The organism is Rhodanobacteraceae bacterium (assembly GCA_016713135.1).
Lineage (GTDB): Bacteria > Pseudomonadota > Gammaproteobacteria > Xanthomonadales > SZUA-5 > JADKFD01.
Window position 1 is genome coordinate 385690 of the sequence record JADJPR010000002.1, and the last position, 16487, is coordinate 402176.

General features: G+C 66.3%; 12 protein-coding genes. 5 read left to right on the forward strand and 7 right to left on the reverse strand.

Annotation, left to right across the window (positions count from 1 at the left end; all coding sequences use genetic code 11):
- Nucleotides 1-551: 551 nt before the first annotated feature.
- Nucleotides 552-1418 carry a bifunctional methylenetetrahydrofolate dehydrogenase/methenyltetrahydrofolate cyclohydrolase FolD gene (gene folD, locus IPK27_03940; protein MBK8066789.1) on the reverse strand — a complete coding sequence of 289 codons (867 nt, stop codon included), beginning with the start codon at nucleotides 1416-1418 and terminating at the stop codon, nucleotides 552-554.
- A 402-nt stretch (nucleotides 1419-1820) separates the two neighbouring features.
- On the opposite strand from folD, the gene rpiA reads away from it, so the two are divergent.
- The 4 genes from rpiA (at nucleotide 1821) to IPK27_03960 (ending at nucleotide 6706) form a co-directional block, all read left to right on the forward strand.
- The gene (gene rpiA, locus IPK27_03945; protein MBK8066790.1) at nucleotides 1821-2471 is read left to right on the forward strand and encodes a ribose-5-phosphate isomerase RpiA; all 651 of its coding nucleotides are present in this window, start codon (nucleotides 1821-1823) and stop codon (nucleotides 2469-2471) included.
- A gap of 174 nt (nucleotides 2472-2645) precedes the next feature.
- Nucleotides 2646-3557, forward strand: a complete 912-nt coding sequence (cysD, locus tag IPK27_03950; protein ID MBK8066791.1) for a sulfate adenylyltransferase subunit CysD — start codon at nucleotides 2646-2648, stop codon at nucleotides 3555-3557.
- Nucleotides 3557-5449 (forward strand): sulfate adenylyltransferase subunit CysN, encoded by a 1893-nt coding sequence (gene cysN, locus IPK27_03955; protein ID MBK8066792.1) that lies wholly within the window; start codon nucleotides 3557-3559, stop codon nucleotides 5447-5449. Before cysD ends, cysN begins: the two co-directional genes overlap by 1 nt.
- Before the next feature lie 201 nt (nucleotides 5450-5650).
- Nucleotides 5651-6706: a 50S ribosomal protein L11 methyltransferase gene (locus IPK27_03960; GenBank protein ID MBK8066793.1), complete on the forward strand. Its 1056-nt coding sequence runs from the start codon at nucleotides 5651-5653 to the stop codon at nucleotides 6704-6706.
- Between the two features lie 18 nt (nucleotides 6707-6724).
- Here IPK27_03960 and mutL read toward each other — a convergent pair whose 3' ends face one another.
- The 4 genes from mutL to IPK27_03980 form a co-directional block, all read right to left on the reverse strand.
- Nucleotides 6725-8515: a DNA mismatch repair endonuclease MutL gene (mutL, locus tag IPK27_03965; protein ID MBK8066794.1), complete on the reverse strand. Its 1791-nt coding sequence runs from the start codon at nucleotides 8513-8515 to the stop codon at nucleotides 6725-6727.
- A gap of 81 nt (nucleotides 8516-8596) precedes the next feature.
- The gene (locus tag IPK27_03970) at nucleotides 8597-9652 is read right to left on the reverse strand and encodes an undecaprenyl/decaprenyl-phosphate alpha-N-acetylglucosaminyl 1-phosphate transferase (GenBank protein MBK8066795.1); all 1056 of its coding nucleotides are present in this window, start codon (nucleotides 9650-9652) and stop codon (nucleotides 8597-8599) included.
- Between the two features lie 168 nt (nucleotides 9653-9820).
- Entirely contained in the window at nucleotides 9821-11065 is a 1245-nt protein-coding gene (locus IPK27_03975) for a glycosyltransferase family 4 protein (GenBank protein ID MBK8066796.1), read from the reverse strand.
- A 55-nt stretch (nucleotides 11066-11120) separates the two neighbouring features.
- A complete protein-coding gene (locus tag IPK27_03980; GenBank protein ID MBK8066797.1) occupies nucleotides 11121-12779 on the reverse strand; it encodes an alginate lyase family protein in 1659 nt (552 codons plus the stop codon).
- Between the two features lie 134 nt (nucleotides 12780-12913).
- On the opposite strand from IPK27_03980, the gene IPK27_03985 reads away from it, so the two are divergent.
- Entirely contained in the window at nucleotides 12914-13600 is a 687-nt protein-coding gene (locus IPK27_03985; protein MBK8066798.1) for a hypothetical protein, read from the forward strand.
- Between the two features lie 5 nt (nucleotides 13601-13605).
- Here the strand turns inward: IPK27_03985 and IPK27_03990 are convergent, their stop codons facing one another.
- Together IPK27_03990 and IPK27_03995 are read right to left on the reverse strand one after the other, a co-directional pair.
- On the reverse strand, nucleotides 13606-15753 hold the full coding sequence (locus IPK27_03990; protein MBK8066799.1) for a bi-domain-containing oxidoreductase: 2148 nt from the start codon (nucleotides 15751-15753) through the stop codon (nucleotides 13606-13608).
- Nucleotides 15754-15848: 95 nt separating this feature from the next.
- Complete coding sequence (locus tag IPK27_03995) at nucleotides 15849-16451, reverse strand: methyltransferase domain-containing protein (GenBank protein MBK8066800.1); 603 nt, start codon at nucleotides 16449-16451, stop codon at nucleotides 15849-15851.
- Nucleotides 16452-16487 lie beyond the last annotated feature (36 nt).

Here is a 16487-nt window from a genome sequence, read left to right on the forward strand (position 1 = left end):
TCGCGCATGGAACTGGAGGGCACGAGGCCACGAGGGCACGAGGGCACGCAAGAGCCGGTTCGATGCGAAGGTGCGTCTTTGCGTGCCCACTTGCCCTCGCGCCCTCCGAATTATCATTGCTGAATCAATGTCTTGCGACATGCTCGGTGAGAGTCCCGGTCGCCCCTGCCGGTGCGCTTATTCGCGCATCGAACCGTGACTCTCGCAAGATCGCGGACTCTGTTTTTGACGCAAAGGACGCAAAGGACGCAAAGGAAATCAAACGCGATACAGCGCTGGGTTATCCCCGGCACTTGCTGTCTTTGCGTCCTTTGCGTCCCTTTGCGTCCTTTGCGTACTCAATCACAGGGTCGTCGTTTCGCACGGGCTGAAAATGTATGAAATTCAACATCTTGGCGCATGTTCGGTGAGAGCGGACTCCGTCCGCGAGCTTTCCCGCGGCTAACCGCATGAAGAGCGAGAAAACCTGCCGTCAATCGGCGACACTCCCATAGCGGAGCGCAAGGCAAGTCCCCTGCCCCACTTCACCTCCCCCTGCCTCCCCCCCCGCCTTACCCTTGGCGACGCGCCCGCCACGCCGCCAGCGTGTTGTCCAGCAAGCACGCAATCGTCATCGGCCCGACGCCGCCGGGCACGGGGGTGAGGGCGCCGGCGATGTCCTTGACCGCGTCGAAGTCCACGTCACCGACCAGGCGGGTACCCGCCTCAGTGGCGATCCGGTTGATGCCGACGTCGATGACGATCGCGCCGGGCTTGACGTGCTCGGCGCCGAGCATCTTCGGCCGGCCGATCGCCGCGATCAGGATGTCGGCCCGGCGGCACACGGCCGGCAGGTCGCGGGTGCGCGAATGCGCGACGGTCACGGTGCAGTTCTCGCGCAGCAGCAGTTGCGCCAGCGGCTTGCCGACGATGTTCGAGCGGCCCACGATCACCGCGTGCAGGCCGGCAAGATCAGGCCGCGCGCGCTTGGCCAGGATCACGCAGCCGCGCGGCGTGCATGGCTCCAAGGCCGGCAAGCCCAGCGAAAGCCGGCCGACATTGACCGGATGAAAACCGTCGACATCCTTGCGCGGATCGATCGCATCGAGCACGCGTTGAGAATCGAGACCGGCGGGAAGCGGCAGTTGCACCAGGATGCCGTCGACCGCGGGATCTGCATTGAGCCGCTCTACCTCGGCCAGCAACTCCGCTTCCGAGGTTTCCGCCGGCAACATGCGCTCCACCGAATGCATGCCGACCTCGTGCGTGTGCTTGATCTTGGCGCCGACGTAGACCTGGCTGGCCGGATCGCCGCCGACCAGCACCACCGCGAGACCCGGCAAGCGCTGGTCGGCAGCCTTGAGCTTCGCCACTTCAGCCGCGACCTGCGCGCGGACTTCCGCCGCCACCGCCTTGCCGTCGAGGATCGTCGCGCCCATCGTGGCCTCTCCTGTGATTGGTCAGGCAATCCTAGGCACTTCGCTGCCCGTGTACTTGAGCGATGTCAGCCGCGCTTGTTGCGGCAGCACTGGCTGGATGTGCGATCGGCTTCAGCCGCGATGTTCCGGGAGTACCTTGCTCCGGGTGAAGGGCAATAGATCGCGGCTGAAGCATGTCGCAAGGCATTGATTTTGCGTAGGGCGGTGTATCGCGCAGCGATTCACCGCCGGCGCCTGGCGGCAAGTACCCGGGGAACGCGCTGCGCGCGTACCGCCGGGCTACGCGCATCCGGTGTTCGATGCGCGAATAAGCGCACCGACAGGGGCGACCGGAACTCTCGCTGATGAAACGATCCTGCCTCATCCACACGTATCCTAGTGAACTTCGAACCGGAGCCCACCATGAACCAGGACGACCAGAAACGCCGCTCTGCGGAAGCCGCGATGCGCTATGTCGAGGACGGCGCCGTGATCGGTGTCGGCACCGGCTCCACCGTGAACCAGTTCATCCCGCTGCTGGCTGCGCGCAAGCACGACATCGAAGGTGCGGTATCCAGCTCCGAAGCCAGCACCGCGCTGCTCAAGCAGCACGGCATCCGTGTGCTCGACCTCAACAGCACCGGCGACCTGCCGGTCTACATCGACGGTGCGGACGAGTGCGACCCGCACTTCCGCCTGATCAAGGGCGGCGGCGGCGCGCTGACGCGCGAGAAGATCATCGCCGGCGCCAGCCGCAAGTTCATCTGCCTGATCGACCAGAGCAAGCGGGTCGACGTGCTCGGTCGCTTCCCGCTGCCGGTGGAAGTGATTCCGATGGCGCGCAGCTTCGTCGCGCGGCAGATCGTCAAGGCGGGCGCCCACCCGGTGCTGCGCGAAGGCTTCAAGACCGACAACGGCAACCTGATCCTCGATGTGCACGGGATGGCGATCGTCCACCCGGAGCAACTGGAGCGCGACTGGAACCAGATTCCCGGCGTGGTCACGGTCGGCCTGTTCGCGCTGCGCCGCGCCGATGTGGTGATTTGCGCCGGCGAGACCCTCGCGCTCGCCTGATCCGCGGCAGTTGCATATCACCAATCGTCATTCGCGGCCGGACCGGGGCATCGCAACAATGCGGGCATGGACACACGCACTTATTCCGATGGCTGGGCGGGTTCGCGCAGCCCATCCCATGACTGGGCCGACCACGAGGCCGTGGTGCGCCCGCGCGCGCGCATCCCGCGCCCGATGACCGCCCTGCCGCCCCTGACCCATCTGGACCGCCTGGAGGCCGAGGCGATCCATGTGTTCCGCGAGGTCGCGGCCGAGTTCCAGCGGCCGGTGATGCTGTATTCGATCGGCAAGGACAGCTCGGTGCTGCTGCACCTGCTGCGCAAGGCCTTCGCGCCGGGCAAGCCGCCGATCCCGCTGCTGCACGTGGACACCACGTGGAAGTTCCGCGAGATGATCGCCTTCCGCGACAGCCTGCCGGAGCGCTACGGCATCGATGTGCGGGTGCACATCAACCAGGAAGGCCTGCGCCAGGGCGTCTCGCCGGTGACCCACGGCGCCACGGTACACACTGACGTCATGAAGACCCAGTCGCTGAAGCAGGCGCTGGATGCCGGCCGCTTCGACGCTGCGATCGGCGGCGCACGCCGCGACGAGGAGAAATCGCGCGCCAAGGAGCGCGTGTTTTCCTTCCGCAGCGAGGGTCATCGCTGGGATCCGAAGAACCAGCGCCCGGAGCTGTGGAACCTGTACAACACGCGCGTCCATCCCGGCGAGAGCGTGCGCGCCTTCCCGCTGTCGAACTGGACCGAGCTCGACATCTGGCTGTACATCTACCGCGAGAACATCGAGGTGCTGCCGCTGTACTTCGCCGCCGAGCGCCCGGTGGTCGAGCGCGATGGCGCGCTGATCATGGTCGATGACGAGCGCCTGCCGCTCAAGCCCGGCGAAGTGCCGCAGATGCGCCGCGTGCGCTTCCGCACGCTCGGCTGCTACCCGCTGACCGGCGCGATCGAATCCGACGCCGACAGCATCGAGGCGGTGATCGCCGAGATGCTGCAGGCGCGCACCTCCGAGCGCCAGGGACGCGTGATCGACCACGATCCGGGCGCGTCGATGGAGAAGAAGAAGCAGGAGGGCTATTTCTGATGAGCGCCCTCGCCGAGGACACCCGCGCGCAGATCGCCGACTACCTGCACCAGCATGAGCGCAAGTCGCTGCTGCGCTTCATCACCTGCGGCAGCGTGGACGATGGCAAGAGCACCCTGATCGGGCGCTTGCTGCACGACTGCCAGCAGCTGTTCGACGACCAACTCGCGGCGCTGGAACGCGACAGCCGCCGCCACGGCACGCAAGGCGACAACATCGACTTCGCGCTGCTGGTCGACGGCCTCGCGGCCGAACGCGAGCATGGCATCACCATCGACGTCGCCTACCGCTACTTCAGCACCGCGCAGCGCAAGTTCATCGTCGCCGACTGCCCCGGCCACGAGCAATACACCCGCAACATGGCCACCGGCGCGTCCACCGCGGACCTCGCCATCGTGCTGGTCGATGCGCGCAAGGGCTTGCTGACGCAGACGCGCCGCCACAGCTACATCGTCGCCCTGCTCGGCGTGCGCCAGGTGATCCTGGCGGTCAACAAGATGGATCTGGTGGGCTACGACCAGTCAGTGTTCGACGCGATCGAAGCCGATTACCGCGAACTCGCGGGCAAGCTCGGCATCGAGAAGGTCAGCTGCGTGCCGATCTCGGCGCGCGACGGTGACTGGGTCACCCGCGCCTCCGACGCAATGGGCTGGTACCGCGGCCTGAACCTGCTGCAACTGCTGGAACAGGCCGACCTGGACCACGCGGACGATCTGGGCGCGCTGCGCCTGCCGGTGCAGTGGGTCAACCGGCCGGACGCCGACTTCCGTGGCTATTCCGGCACCCTGGCGGCGGGCATCGCCGAACCCGGCATGGAAGTCGTGGCGCTGCCGTCGGGCCGGCGCACGCGCATCGCGCGAGTGATCGGCACGTCGGGCGATCTGCCGCAGGCGCAGCGCGGCCAGGCGGTCACGCTCACGCTCGCCGACGAGATCGACATCAGCCGCGGCGACGTGCTCGCCGATGCGCGCCACCCGCCGGAGGTCGCCGACCAGTTTGCCGCGCACATCCTGTGGATGAGCGACGAACCGCTGCTGCCCGGGCGCCAGTACTGGCTGAAAAGCGCCACCCGCACGGTCGGTGCGCAGGTCAGCGACATCACGCACAAGGTCGCCGTCAACACCCAGGAACACCTCGCGGCCCGGCGCTTGCTGCTCAATGAAGTCGGCTACTGCAAGCTCACTCTGGCTGCGCCGATTGCCTTCGAGCGCTACGCCGACGACCGCACGCTCGGCGGCTTCATCCTGGTCGACCGCCAGACCCACGCCACCGTCGCCTGCGGCACGCTGAGCTTCGCGCTGCGCCGTGCCAGCAACATCCATTGGCACACCCTCGCGGTTGACCGCCACGCCCGCGCCCGGATCAAGGGCCAGGCCCCGCGCTGCCTGTGGTTCACCGGCCTGTCCGGCTCCGGCAAGTCGACCATCGCCAACCTGGTCGACCGCCGCCTGCACGCGCTCGGCTTCCACACCTACCTGCTCGACGGCGACAACGTCCGCCACGGCCTCAACAAGGACCTGGGCTTCACCCCCGAGGACCGCGTCGAGAACATCCGCCGCGTCGCCGAAGTCGCCAGGCTGATGGCCGACGCCGGCCTGATCGTGCTGGTCAGCTTCATCTCGCCCTACCGCTCCGAACGCGAGATGGCCCGCGCCCTGTTCCCCGAAGGCGAGTTCGTCGAGATCCACGTCGACACTCCGCTCGAAGTCTGCGAACAGCGCGACAGCAAGGGCCTCTACGCCCGCGCCCGCGCCGGTAAACTCCCCAACTTCACCGGCATCGACGCGCCCTACGAGGCGCCGGAGAGTCCGGAGATCAGGCTGGAAACCAGCAGCATTCCTGCCGACGCGCTGGCCGAGAGCGTCTGCCACATCATCACCGGGCACAGCTGAGGGCCGGGCGTATAGACTCGCGGGCCCGTCAATTGTCCGAGGAGCGCGCGCGTGAACCCAGGCGACAGGCTGAGGGTGGCCCGCGGATTGCGCGTGACTTGCCAGTCGCCGAGCGAGTTCCTGCTCAAGTCGGGGCAACGGGAGATCTGCGGCGGCCCCTACACCCTTGCCCTGCTTGACGCTTTCCGCACGCCGCGCAGCATGAACGAGGTGCTGGCTGATTTCCGCGGCCGCCTGACTGGCGCACAGGACTGGATGGAGCTGACCCAGCAGCTCCTGCTCCTGCACCGGCATGGGATGCTGGAAGACCCGGCGGCGGTTGAACTGGAAGTGCGCGCGAATCCGGTAGCTGGATTCGGCTCGCCCGCGATCCACATCCAGATGCTGGAGGACCGGGAGCGAACCCAGCGCTTCCTGCGAGCGATTGCCGACGTCGTGAAGCCCGGCGACGTGGTGGTCGATCTGGGTACCGGTTCCGGCGTGCTGGCAATTGCCGCAGCCAAGGCCGGAGCGCGCCGGGTGTATGCCATCGAAGCCACGAACATTGCCGATACGGCCCGCAGGGCGTTCGCCGAAAACGGCGTGGCCGACAGAATCAGCCTGATCGAGGGATATTCGACGCAGATCCAGGTTCCAGAGCGTGCCGATGTGCTGGTTTCCGAGATCATCGGGAATGAACCGCTCGGGGAGCGAATCCTCGAAACAACGGCGGACGCGGTGCGCCGCTTCCTCAAGCCGGATGCGAAGCTGATTCCGCAACGACTGCGGGTGCACGCATTTCCCGTCGAATTGCCGGCAAAGTACCGCGACCGCCTGCGGGTCAGTGATGATGTGCTCGAGAACTGGCGACATGCCTACGGAGTGGACTTCACGGCACTCGCTGATCTATCGCGAAAGTCACCAGCCAGCCTGCAGATCAAGCCTGCTGAGATCACCCAGTGGCTCGCTCTGGGGGATTCGCACTGCGTCGCGGACTTCGATCTGACCCTGCCGTCGCATCCGCGCGAGGCAGCGACGGCGATCGTCGATTGCACCCGGGCGGGTACCCTGGAGGCATTGGCCATCTGGTTCGAGGCCGACCTTGGTTGTGGGCAACTGCTCGCCACCAACCCGGCCACCTACCGGCCGGACAATCACTGGTTGCATCCGGTCTACGTGCTGGCGGCGCCGGTCAAAGTTCAAGCCGGCGAGCGGATTCGCCTGCGCATCGAGACCAGCCATTCGGTGCATGTGAGCGCAGAGCCGGTGGAAGCCTGACCGGGACAGTCACCACGCTCAGCGACCGCGCAGGAACAACCGGTCGAGCGCGGCCTTGTCGAGTTGCACCCAGGTCGGGCGCCCGTGGTTGCACTGGCCGCTGCGCTCGGTGACCTCCATGTCGCGCAGCAGTGCGTTCATCTCGGGCACGCTCAGGCGGCGATTCGCCCGCACGGACGCGTGGCAGGCCAGAGTCGAGAGCAGTTCGTTACGGGTCTCCTCGATGCGCGTGGAACTGCCGTGCTGGCGCAGATCCGCCAGCACATCGCGCACCAGCGCCTCGATGTCCAGGTCGGCCAGCGCGATCGGCACGCGGCGCACGCCGATCGCCTCCACGCCCACGCGCGCAATGTCGAATCCGAGCGCCTCGAAGCGTTCGCGCGCGGCCTCAGCCAGGTCGGCTTCCCGCTCCGATACCGCAATCTGCAAGGGCACGAGCAATGCCTGGCTGCGCACACCGGCGCCTCCCAGCGACTGTTTCAGCCGCTCGTAGGTGATCCGCTCGTGCGCCGCGTGCATGTCGACCAGCACCAGGCCAGCGGCGTTCTCCGCCAGGATGAACACGCCGTGCAACTGCGCCAGGGCAAATCCGAGCGGCGGCGCTTCGGCCGCATCGGTTGCGGGCATGGCCGTCGTCGAAGCAGGCGGCAGGCTCGAAGGCACTGCGTAAAGCGCACGATAGGCCGCCATCGGCTCGGCCGCCTGCGCGTAGCTGATCGGCATCTGGCGATAAGCCGGCGCCGACGTCGATGCCGTGACCGGGCCGGCCACTGGCGACTCCGCCATCGCCGGCACGGGCGCCGCAGCACCCGCGCGCGTCCCCGCCAGGGCCTCGTGCAGGGTGCGATAGATCATGTCGTGCACCACGCGGCCGTCGCGGAAACGCACCTCGTGCTTGGCCGGATGCACATTGACGTCCACCCGCGCCGGATCGATGTCCAGGTACAACACGAAAGCCGGGTGGCGCCCGTGGAACAGGACGTCGGCATAGGCCTGGCGCACCGCGTGGGCGATCAGCCGGTCGCGCACCAGACGGCCATTGACGTAGAAATACTGCTGGTCCGCCTGCGAGCGCGCATCGGTGGGCAACCCTACCCAGCCGTGCAGCCGCGCCCCGGCGCCCTCGGCATCCAGTTGCAGCGCGCGCTCGGCAAACTCCGGACCCACGACCGCGCGCAGCCGCTGGCGCACATCGGTCGCCGAGCCCGCGGCGCGAATAGGAAGTTGCGCCTTGCCGTTGTGCGACAGGCGGAACTCGACATCGGTGCGCGCGAGCGCCAGCGAGCGCACCCAGTCCTCGACGTGGCCGAACTCGGTGCGCTCCGCCTTGAGGAATTTGCGCCGCGCCGGGACGTTGTAGAACAAGTCCCAGGCTTCCACCCGCGTACCCGGTCGCATCGCTTCTGCTCGGGGCGCGGATACCTGGCCGCCCGAGGCATCCACCACGTAGCCGTGCGCGGCACCCGGCTGGCGCGACGCCAGCGTCAGGCGTGAGACCGACGCGATGCTCGGCAAGGCTTCGCCGCGGAATCCCAGCGAGCGCACCATCTCCAGATCGTCCATCGACGCGATCTTGCTCGTGGCATGCCGGCACAACGCCACCGGCAGCTCGTCGACGCCGATGCCGCCGCCGTTGTCGGCCACCCGGATCAACTTCGCCCCACCCGCCTCGATGTCAATCTCGACCAGCGAGGCGCCCGCGTCCAGCGCGTTCTCGACCAATTCCTTGACCACCGACGCCGGGCGCTCGATCACCTCGCCAGCGGCGATCTGGTTGATCAGGTGATCGGGGAGGATGCGGATCGGCATGCAACCGGGAATTCTCAACGCGCAAACGACAGCGGCCCTGCGTCCGGGGGCCGCCAACCTACAACAATTTCCTGTGCAACATCAGCTGGCGTCGCGATCCCCGCGGACTGCCGTCGCCGGGAGTGCGGGCCCGGTCGTGTTCAGTGACACAGTGATCGCGTATGCGCAAAGCAGGCCAAGGAAACCGGCGATCAATGCCAGATCCGGAACTCCCAGAAACATCAGCCCAAGTCCGCTTCCGGCGATCGCCAGGTGCAGGACGAGACCGGCGACAACGACCCGCGGCACACTGAATCCGCGATCGAGCAACAAGTGGTGGAAGTGCATGCGATCCGCCGAGAACGGCGAACGACCACCGGCCAGTCGGCGTCCGATGAGGGTCAGGCAATCCAGGATCGGCAGGCCGACCAGCCAGGGTGCGACCGATGGCGTCACCCGGGCGGACGGCGCCTGCGTCAGTTCGATTGCCGACCAGGCGACCAGCAGGCCCAGCAATGCGCTGCCACTGTTGCCGAGGAAGGTGAGCGCCTTGGGGCGACCGGGGATGCGCAAATTGAAGATCAGGTAGGCCGCAATCGCGACGGTGGCCACCAGCAGCAGCCACCCCAGGAGCGCGAGGCCGGTCCAGAAAGCGAGCACGGCGATGACGATCAAGGTTGCCGCGACGATCGACCCCGCCAGTCCATCGACCCCGTCGATCATGTTGACGGCGTTGATGATTCCGACCACCGCGAACGCAGTGAACGCCATCGACGCCCATCCCAATGACAGCGCGGGTCGTGCCTCGGGAAGCGAGAGACTGTGCAGTTCCGCGCCGAACCAGCAGATCGTCAATGCGGCTACAGACTGGACCAGGATCCGGTAGTGCCACTTGAGATCGCGAAGGTCATCCAGTATCCCGACCGCGATCAGCATAGCGCCGGCCAACAGCAGTCCGAACGCACTGCTGCCGAGCGTGAATCCAGGCACCATCGACCAGCCGACGCAGCTCGCGAGGAAAATCGAGATGCCGCCGACCACGGGGGTCGGGTGCGCATGATCCTTGCGACCGACCGGGTGGTCGACCAGCCCCATTCGCGCGGCGTGCCCGATCAGCCACCAACAGCTGACCGCACCGACTGCCAGGGCAGTCAGCATCGCCGCGATTACGTATGGGTCCAGCCCCAAGTTCCAGCCCAATGCCGATTCCCAGTTGGTAACAGAGACAGAGTCCCTAGTGTGCCGACAACCGCCTGAGCGGTGCAAGCGATGGCCCGGTCGCCTGGCCCGTCGATCAAGTGGATGGCAGCAACAACTGCCACGCACTCATCGGTCGTGCCCAGGCTTGCCTGCCACCGCCTCCAGCACCGCCAACATGCGGGCTGCCAACGCAGAGCGTTCATATTTCCTGGCTGCCGCAAGGCCAGCGTCGCGGAAACCGGCGGCCAGCGCCGGATCCATCGCGATCTCCGAGAGCGCAGCCGCGATCGCACCCACGCTTTCGGGCTCCACCACCCGCCCGCACGCTTCACGCGTGACGATGGATGCCGCTTCGCCAGCAACGCCCAACACCACCGGCACACCCATTCCCATGGCTTCGAACAGCTTCGACGGAATCACCGTCTCGAACAACGGCGTCCGTTTCAAATGCACGATGCACGCATCGAGCAGTGACCAGTACCGCACGATGTCCTGTTTGGACACCGTGTCGACGAAGATCACGTTGCCCAGATTCTCTTGCGCCGCGCGCTGCTGCAACGCGCGCTTCTCCGCGCCATCGCCGACCAGCACAAGTACCAATCGACGCCCGTCCGCCAGCTGCGGCAACATTGCAGCCACATCCAGCAGCGTACCGAGGCCGTGCGCGAGGCCATGCGTGCCGATGTACCCGGCCACGAACGCGCCGGCCAGGCCCAGCGTCGACTGCAGCTCGCTGTCCTTGCCGCGCGGCGAGAAGTTTGTCAGGTCGACACCATTGGTGATCACCGTGATGCGCTCCGCGGGAATGCCCCCTGCCATCAGGTGCGCGCGGAAAGACTCGGTGACCGAGACGATGTGCGCGGCATTCCGGTACAGGAACCACTCGATGCGCTCGAGCATCGCGATTGCCCGCGAATGACTCATCGCCCCCACCGCCTTGATCGATTCGGGCCAGAGGTCGCGCAGTTCGAAGACGAAAGGACGCCGCTTCACCGCACCCACGAACCATCCGGCACACGCCGTGAAGAACTGCGGCGACGTGCCGAGGACGACATCGACCTTCCGCACGAACAGCGCGGCGAGCGATGCGCTCAGCATGAAGCTCATGTAATCGGCAATGCGCTTGGCGAAGCCCTCGTTCGCCGTGATGTAGGTCCAGACGCGGATCACCTCGATGCCGTCGATGGTCTCGCGCTGCCACAAGCGATTGCGGTAGCCGGGGAAAACACTGCCCTTCGGAAAGTTGGGCGCCCCCGTGATCACCGTCACCTTTGCCCCGGCACGAACCCACTCGCGCGTGTGCTCACAGGTGCGACTGGCAGGCGCATTCACTTCCGGCGGGAAGTTGTCGGTCAGGAACAGGATGTGCAAGTGGGGACCCGGAGCCGGCTTAGCCGGGAAGTATCGCTGCGAAGGGCGCCGCGCGTCAGCGGCAATGGCGAATTTCGACGCGAACGCCGCTGGCCCGCGCCTTCCACTCAAGGCAAATCCCGACGCGCCGATTGGCGGGAACGGCGCTGGTGATGACGTGGTTCGCAACCGTCGTGCCGAAACGCGGGTGCCAGGTACTGTCGACCAGACCCAACTGCTCACCCAGCGCCAGGATTGCCGCGCCAGACGGGGAATCCTGCAGTCGCCCAGGCGCACTGATTCCGATATCCGGATGCAGGTGAAAGCGTGCCTCGCCTTCGACCTGATCGCCCTCCAGCATGTCCCACACTTCGAGCGTCCCCGCGGTCAGACGCCATTCCCGGCGATGGATCAGTTTCCGGCCGTCGCGGCAGTAGCCGTCGTGAGCGCACTCGATGCGAATCGATGAGGCATCGCGCTCGATTTTCAGGCCCAAAGGACGCGCCCGACGGGCGACTCGAAAGCCGCTCCAGACTTCCGACGAATCCAGACCGCCGGCGATGACCGTGTTATGCGCCGCGGTTCCGCGCTGGCGCAGACGCTCTGCCGAGATTCCGTAGCAACTGGTTCCGCTGTTGACCAGTACCCGTTGACCGGCCAGCGACAGCTCGAACGAGAGCGTGTCCGCGTGCGCGTGACCCGGCAGGTAGTCCGGGCCTATGCGCGCCACGTCGATCAGGAGCACCGCGGCGCCCAGCTGCGCACGGATGTACCCCGAATCCGCAAGGTGCGTCAGTTCCGTATCGCACGCACTCCAGGAAACGCCAAGACGCGCTGCATGGTCGAAAAGTTCGGCTGGCGTCGGCGCGACCCCCATGGCGGCATCATTGAAGAAGGAAATTTCCCCATCGGGGTGGCACATGGCCTCCAGCCAGGCACCCATCCGGCTGGCGACGGCGCGCCAGCGCGAAACGGTCGCCCGCGGAATGACGCCTGCAAAGGCCCCGGCCAGGTTGATCAGGTCCAGCAGGTCCTCGAATGCCAGCGCGTGATACATCGGACTGAGCTCGAATTGCCCGCCGTCGGGCAACACCTGCTCATCGAGCTCACGATCCAGGATCGAAAGTCCCGTCGTACGCCAGCGCCCAGCCTCGTCGCCGTCGAAGTAACAGCCGGCAAACACCAGCGCCTTGGCATTGACGAACAGGTGGTTGCCGAGCAGATGCCACTCCAGGCGGCGCTCCAGCTGGCGCGCCTGCACGGCCAGACTGTGAATGGCCTCTGCCGGCAGCGCAAAGCCCGAGAGCGACGCCTTGATCCAGTTGACCATCCGCAGCGAGGTCGGATAAGGCGCCCAACCCACGCCCTGTGCCGGGGGATTCCCGGCGATCCAGTGTGCGATCAGGTTGGCATGCCAGTCCCGCCGGCCTGCAGCACCCGTGGCGTTGAGGTCGTCGAAATAGTGCAGGTTGTAGCGCAGCAACTCGGAGAGCCGGGGGAACTGCCAGCCCCCTTCGCCATCCAGGTGTACCTCATCCGATGCGAGTTGCCAGTGCGATGGACCGATCAGGGAGGGCTCGCGCGCTGCGGGCTCGCACCATGTTGCAACTGCGCGGCGCGCCGGCGCAGGCGCCAGCCTGGGCCTTGGGCGGCGAATGCGAAACCACAGCCGGCCATACCACTGAACCGGCTTCAGGTGGCGCAAGGTGTGGAAGTAGCGCGAGACCGAGGTCATCCAGCACCTGCGCCACCCGCCTGCCCCGGGCGTGCCACGGCCGGGGCGGCCCGGGCGTCGACACGATTGGCGCGCAGCGGCAACATTGGCGCCATGGAAGTCGCACGCGCCGATCTGCACGAATCAACCGAGAGATGAAGAGCGTCCGGCTCGTTCAAGTCTTTTTCCGTGATGACCAGCGGGCGGCACTGGACCCGCTTGCTGTGCCCTACTTCAACGGCACGCTCGATCCCCTGTACGAAAACCGGATCATCCTCGACCTCCTCGCTGCCCGCGATTACCTTGGCCATGATTTCTGGGGTGTGACTTCGTGGCGGCTGCGCGAGAAGACCGACCTCACGGTGGCGGCGATCAGCGACGCAATCGGTGCCGATCCCGATGGGGCGAACATCTACATCTACGACAACGAAGCCCGCGGCGACGAACTGCAGCGCAATAGCGACAACGCCATTGGTGCGATCCTGCGGCGCCTGCGCGAGATCCATGGGCTGCAGCCGGACGAGCGCTGGGTTCCGGTGCTGCGGAATTTCTGGCTGGCAGACGGCCCCGCCTGCATCCGCTACCACGCGTTCCTGTCGGCCATGCATGCCAGTCTGAGTGCCGATGAATCCTGCCGGCGACTCCTGGAAACACACTGGCTGGACCACCGCGGCAGCCGGACCTGCCTGCATCCCTTCGTCTACGAGTACCTGTTCGGCCTGTTCCTGCGCAACAACCCGGACCTCGAGGTCAGGCACCTCGTCCGCCTGCAACTGCCTGGGCGCGCGGTACGCTGGATGCTCGCCCGCCGGGCCAATGCCGGCCGCCAGCCAGCGGTTTGACCGGTTCAAGGTTGCAGTGCAGCAAGCGCGCGCTGCTGCGCTTCGATCGCGATTCGGCTCGATTCGAAAATCTCGTCGGCGGCGATCGGTGACGCCTTGCCCTCGCGAATGGCCTGGATGAAGGCAGCCGCGCAGGCCTGCTGTCCCTTGTCCTGGCGCCAACTCCCCTGGCTGCCAAAGCCTGCGAAGCCATGCCCCCGCAGGCTGCGGAAATTGTCGATGCCCAGGACCCGTCCACCGCAATAGACCTCGATGCGCTCCTTGGGGACGCCTCGATGGCCATTGGCCAGGTACTGGATCGTGGCGATCGATCCATCCTGGTATTGGAGCTGCAACGACACGCTGTCGCGCGTCGCGCCGTCGAGTGCGACCAGGTCCCAGCGCAGGACCCGGTGACCGACCAGATGGCGCGCCAGGTCGATGAAGTGACATGCTTCGCCAACGATCCGCCCACCGCCAATGCGCAGATCCTGGGTCCAGTGCTCCGGCGGAATCGCGCCAGCGTTCACCGTGATCGACACGGCTCTTGGCGCCGTCAGACCCGCCAGCAGGGCTTGCGCGCGCTGGACGAGCGGCGCAAACCGCCGATTGAACCCGACCATCAGCAGCGGCGCAGGATGCTGACCATCGCCCACCAGGGCGGCCTGGATCTGCTCGAGTTCTGCCAGGGTCAGGCACAGTGGCTTTTCGACGAAGACGTGCTTTCCGGCCCGCAATGCGGCAATCACCTGTGCCGCATGGTCGTTGTGCCGGGTGGCAATCACCACCGCATCATTGTCCTCGGCGGCGATGACGGCCGCGGCGTCGGTGCCGGCGCGGCGAAACCCGTGCTTGCGTCCGTAATGCGCCGCGCTCACACCCTGTGCGCTGACCAGGGTATCCAGGACGGCGCCGCCCGCGCGCAGCGCCGGGATCAGCACACGGCCAGCGTAGTTTCCAGCGCCGATGACCGCGAGTCGGCATTGCCCTCCGGGCCGGACTGCCGGCGCGATCCCGGGCCCTGCGCTGACGAGGTCGACGGTCGTCGCCGGCGCGGCGTCCTCCGGCGGATAGCGCAGGAGAATCCCCAGCGACGGTTCGGGACTCGCCAGCAGTTCATAGGCCTGGGGGGCATCGGTGAAGGCGAATCGGTGGCTGATCAACGGACCCACGTCGAGGGAACCAGCCGCCATGAGATCGAGCACGGCTTCGAAATTGCGTTGTTCGGTCCACCGGACGAACCCGATCGGGTAGTCGTGGCCCTGCTCCTCGTAGGCAGGGTCATAGCGTCCGGGCCCGTAGGAGCAACTGACCTGGAAGCTCAGCTCTTTCTCGTAAAAGTCGGCACGCGAGAGCTCCAGCCCGGTGACACCGACCAGCACGATCCGTCCGCGCTTGCGGCACATCCGGGCGGCCTGGTGCACCGGATCGCTGCTCTGGGTGGAAGCCGTCAACAGCACCGCGTCCACGCCCTGTCCGCGCGAGAATCGCTCAGCCGCGGACAGTGCGTCCTCGCCAGCACCGACGTTGACGACCACCTCCGCTCCGAACTGTCTTGCCAACGCAAGTCGCGTCGCATCGACATCGATGCCCATCACACGGCAGCCGTTGGCCCTGAGCATCTGCACCGTCAGCAGGCCAATGAGCCCGAGACCCGTCACCACCACGCATTCGCCCAGCGTGGGCTGCACCAGGCGCACCCCCTGCAAGCCGATCGCCGCAAGCACGGTGAATGCCGCCTGTTCGTCACTGAGCGCGTCCGGAATGCGGGCGCACAGATTGCCCGACGCGGTCACGATCTCCGCGTGCTTGCCATTGCTGACCACACGATCACCCGGCGCGAAGCCTGGAAGGTCGCCCCCACTGGCGAGCACACGGCCGACATTGCAGTAGCCAGGCGCCAGCGGCTGATCGAGCTTGCTGCGTACCGCATCCACGGTGGCCAGAAGCCCGTCCGTGCGCACCTTTTCGAGCACCATGCGCACCTTGTCGGGCTGCTGGCGCGCCTTGCTGAGCCAGTTCGCCTTGCCAAAGGCCACCATCATCCTTTCGGTGCCGGCAGATACCAGCGACACGCTGGTGCAGATCAGCAAGCCTCGCGAAGGGACTGCGGGACATGGCACCTCGACCAGTGTCGTGGTGCCGTCGTTGAGGTTCTGCAGGACTTGTTTCATCAGGACGTGCGGTTGAATGCGGTCATGGGTGGGGCCGAGTAGTCGTGGTGCCCGGTCGCTTGCGCCACCCGGGGTGCAGCAGGGTTCAGGGCGCGCTAGCGCGTGGCAGGGATGTACATCGAGACCAGTTCCTTGAGGCGCGCATCATCGCAGCGCCGGACCGTCGCCAGCGCCCAGAGATCGAAATACGGCGCCGGCCTGGCGGCCACCTTGATCGCGCCAAACCCGGCCATGAACAGGCTCATGTGCAGCACTTTGGCAGTGAACCCACAATGGTGGGCCATGTAGCCACGACCATCGGCGATGGCCGATCGGTCCCCATACAGCACATCCATCGGCGAAATCCGCATTCCCGGCGCAATCTCTTCCGTCAGCTTGTTTTCGACGATGAGCGCCGCAACCGACTGCAGATCCGGGCAGATGATCACCGCAAATCCATCGGGCTTGAGGACCCTGCGAAATTCAGCGAGGGCACGCGGAACCTCGTGCGCGTACAGATGTTCGATGTTGTGGCTTGAATACAGCGCATCGAATGCAGCATCCGGCACCACCGACATGTCCGCAATCGATGCAAGGATATCGGGGGAAAGGGCGGTATCGACATCCAGACGCACTTCGGACCATTCCGGGTGACGGCGCCCGATGGTCGTCTGCTCCCTGGTGGCGTCACCGCAACCGACGTGCAGGAACTTCTTCATGGCCACTCCTCGAGGCTCCTGGATCATGCTCGGACG

What these genes read in the sequence shown, in the direction of transcription:
- folD (MBK8066789.1), bottom strand. Translation starts at nt 1,418, where the DNA reads ATGGGCGCGACGATCCTCGACGGCAAGGCGGTGGCGGCGGAAGTCCGC.
- rpiA (MBK8066790.1), top strand. Translation starts at nt 1,821, where the DNA reads ATGAACCAGGACGACCAGAAACGCCGCTCTGCGGAAGCCGCGATGCGC.
- cysD (MBK8066791.1), top strand. Translation starts at nt 2,646, where the DNA reads ATGACCGCCCTGCCGCCCCTGACCCATCTGGACCGCCTGGAGGCCGAG.
- cysN (MBK8066792.1), top strand. Translation starts at nt 3,557, where the DNA reads ATGAGCGCCCTCGCCGAGGACACCCGCGCGCAGATCGCCGACTACCTG.
- IPK27_03960 (MBK8066793.1), top strand. Translation starts at nt 5,651, where the DNA reads ATGAACGAGGTGCTGGCTGATTTCCGCGGCCGCCTGACTGGCGCACAG.
- mutL (MBK8066794.1), bottom strand. Translation starts at nt 8,515, where the DNA reads ATGCCGATCCGCATCCTCCCCGATCACCTGATCAACCAGATCGCCGCT.
- IPK27_03970 (MBK8066795.1), bottom strand. Translation starts at nt 9,652, where the DNA reads ATGCTGACTGCCCTGGCAGTCGGTGCGGTCAGCTGTTGGTGGCTGATC.
- IPK27_03980 (MBK8066797.1), bottom strand. Translation starts at nt 12,779, where the DNA reads ATGACCTCGGTCTCGCGCTACTTCCACACCTTGCGCCACCTGAAGCCG.
- IPK27_03985 (MBK8066798.1), top strand. Translation starts at nt 12,914, where the DNA reads ATGAAGAGCGTCCGGCTCGTTCAAGTCTTTTTCCGTGATGACCAGCGG.
- IPK27_03990 (MBK8066799.1), bottom strand. Translation starts at nt 15,753, where the DNA reads ATGAAACAAGTCCTGCAGAACCTCAACGACGGCACCACGACACTGGTC.
- IPK27_03995 (MBK8066800.1), bottom strand. Translation starts at nt 16,451, where the DNA reads ATGAAGAAGTTCCTGCACGTCGGTTGCGGTGACGCCACCAGGGAGCAG.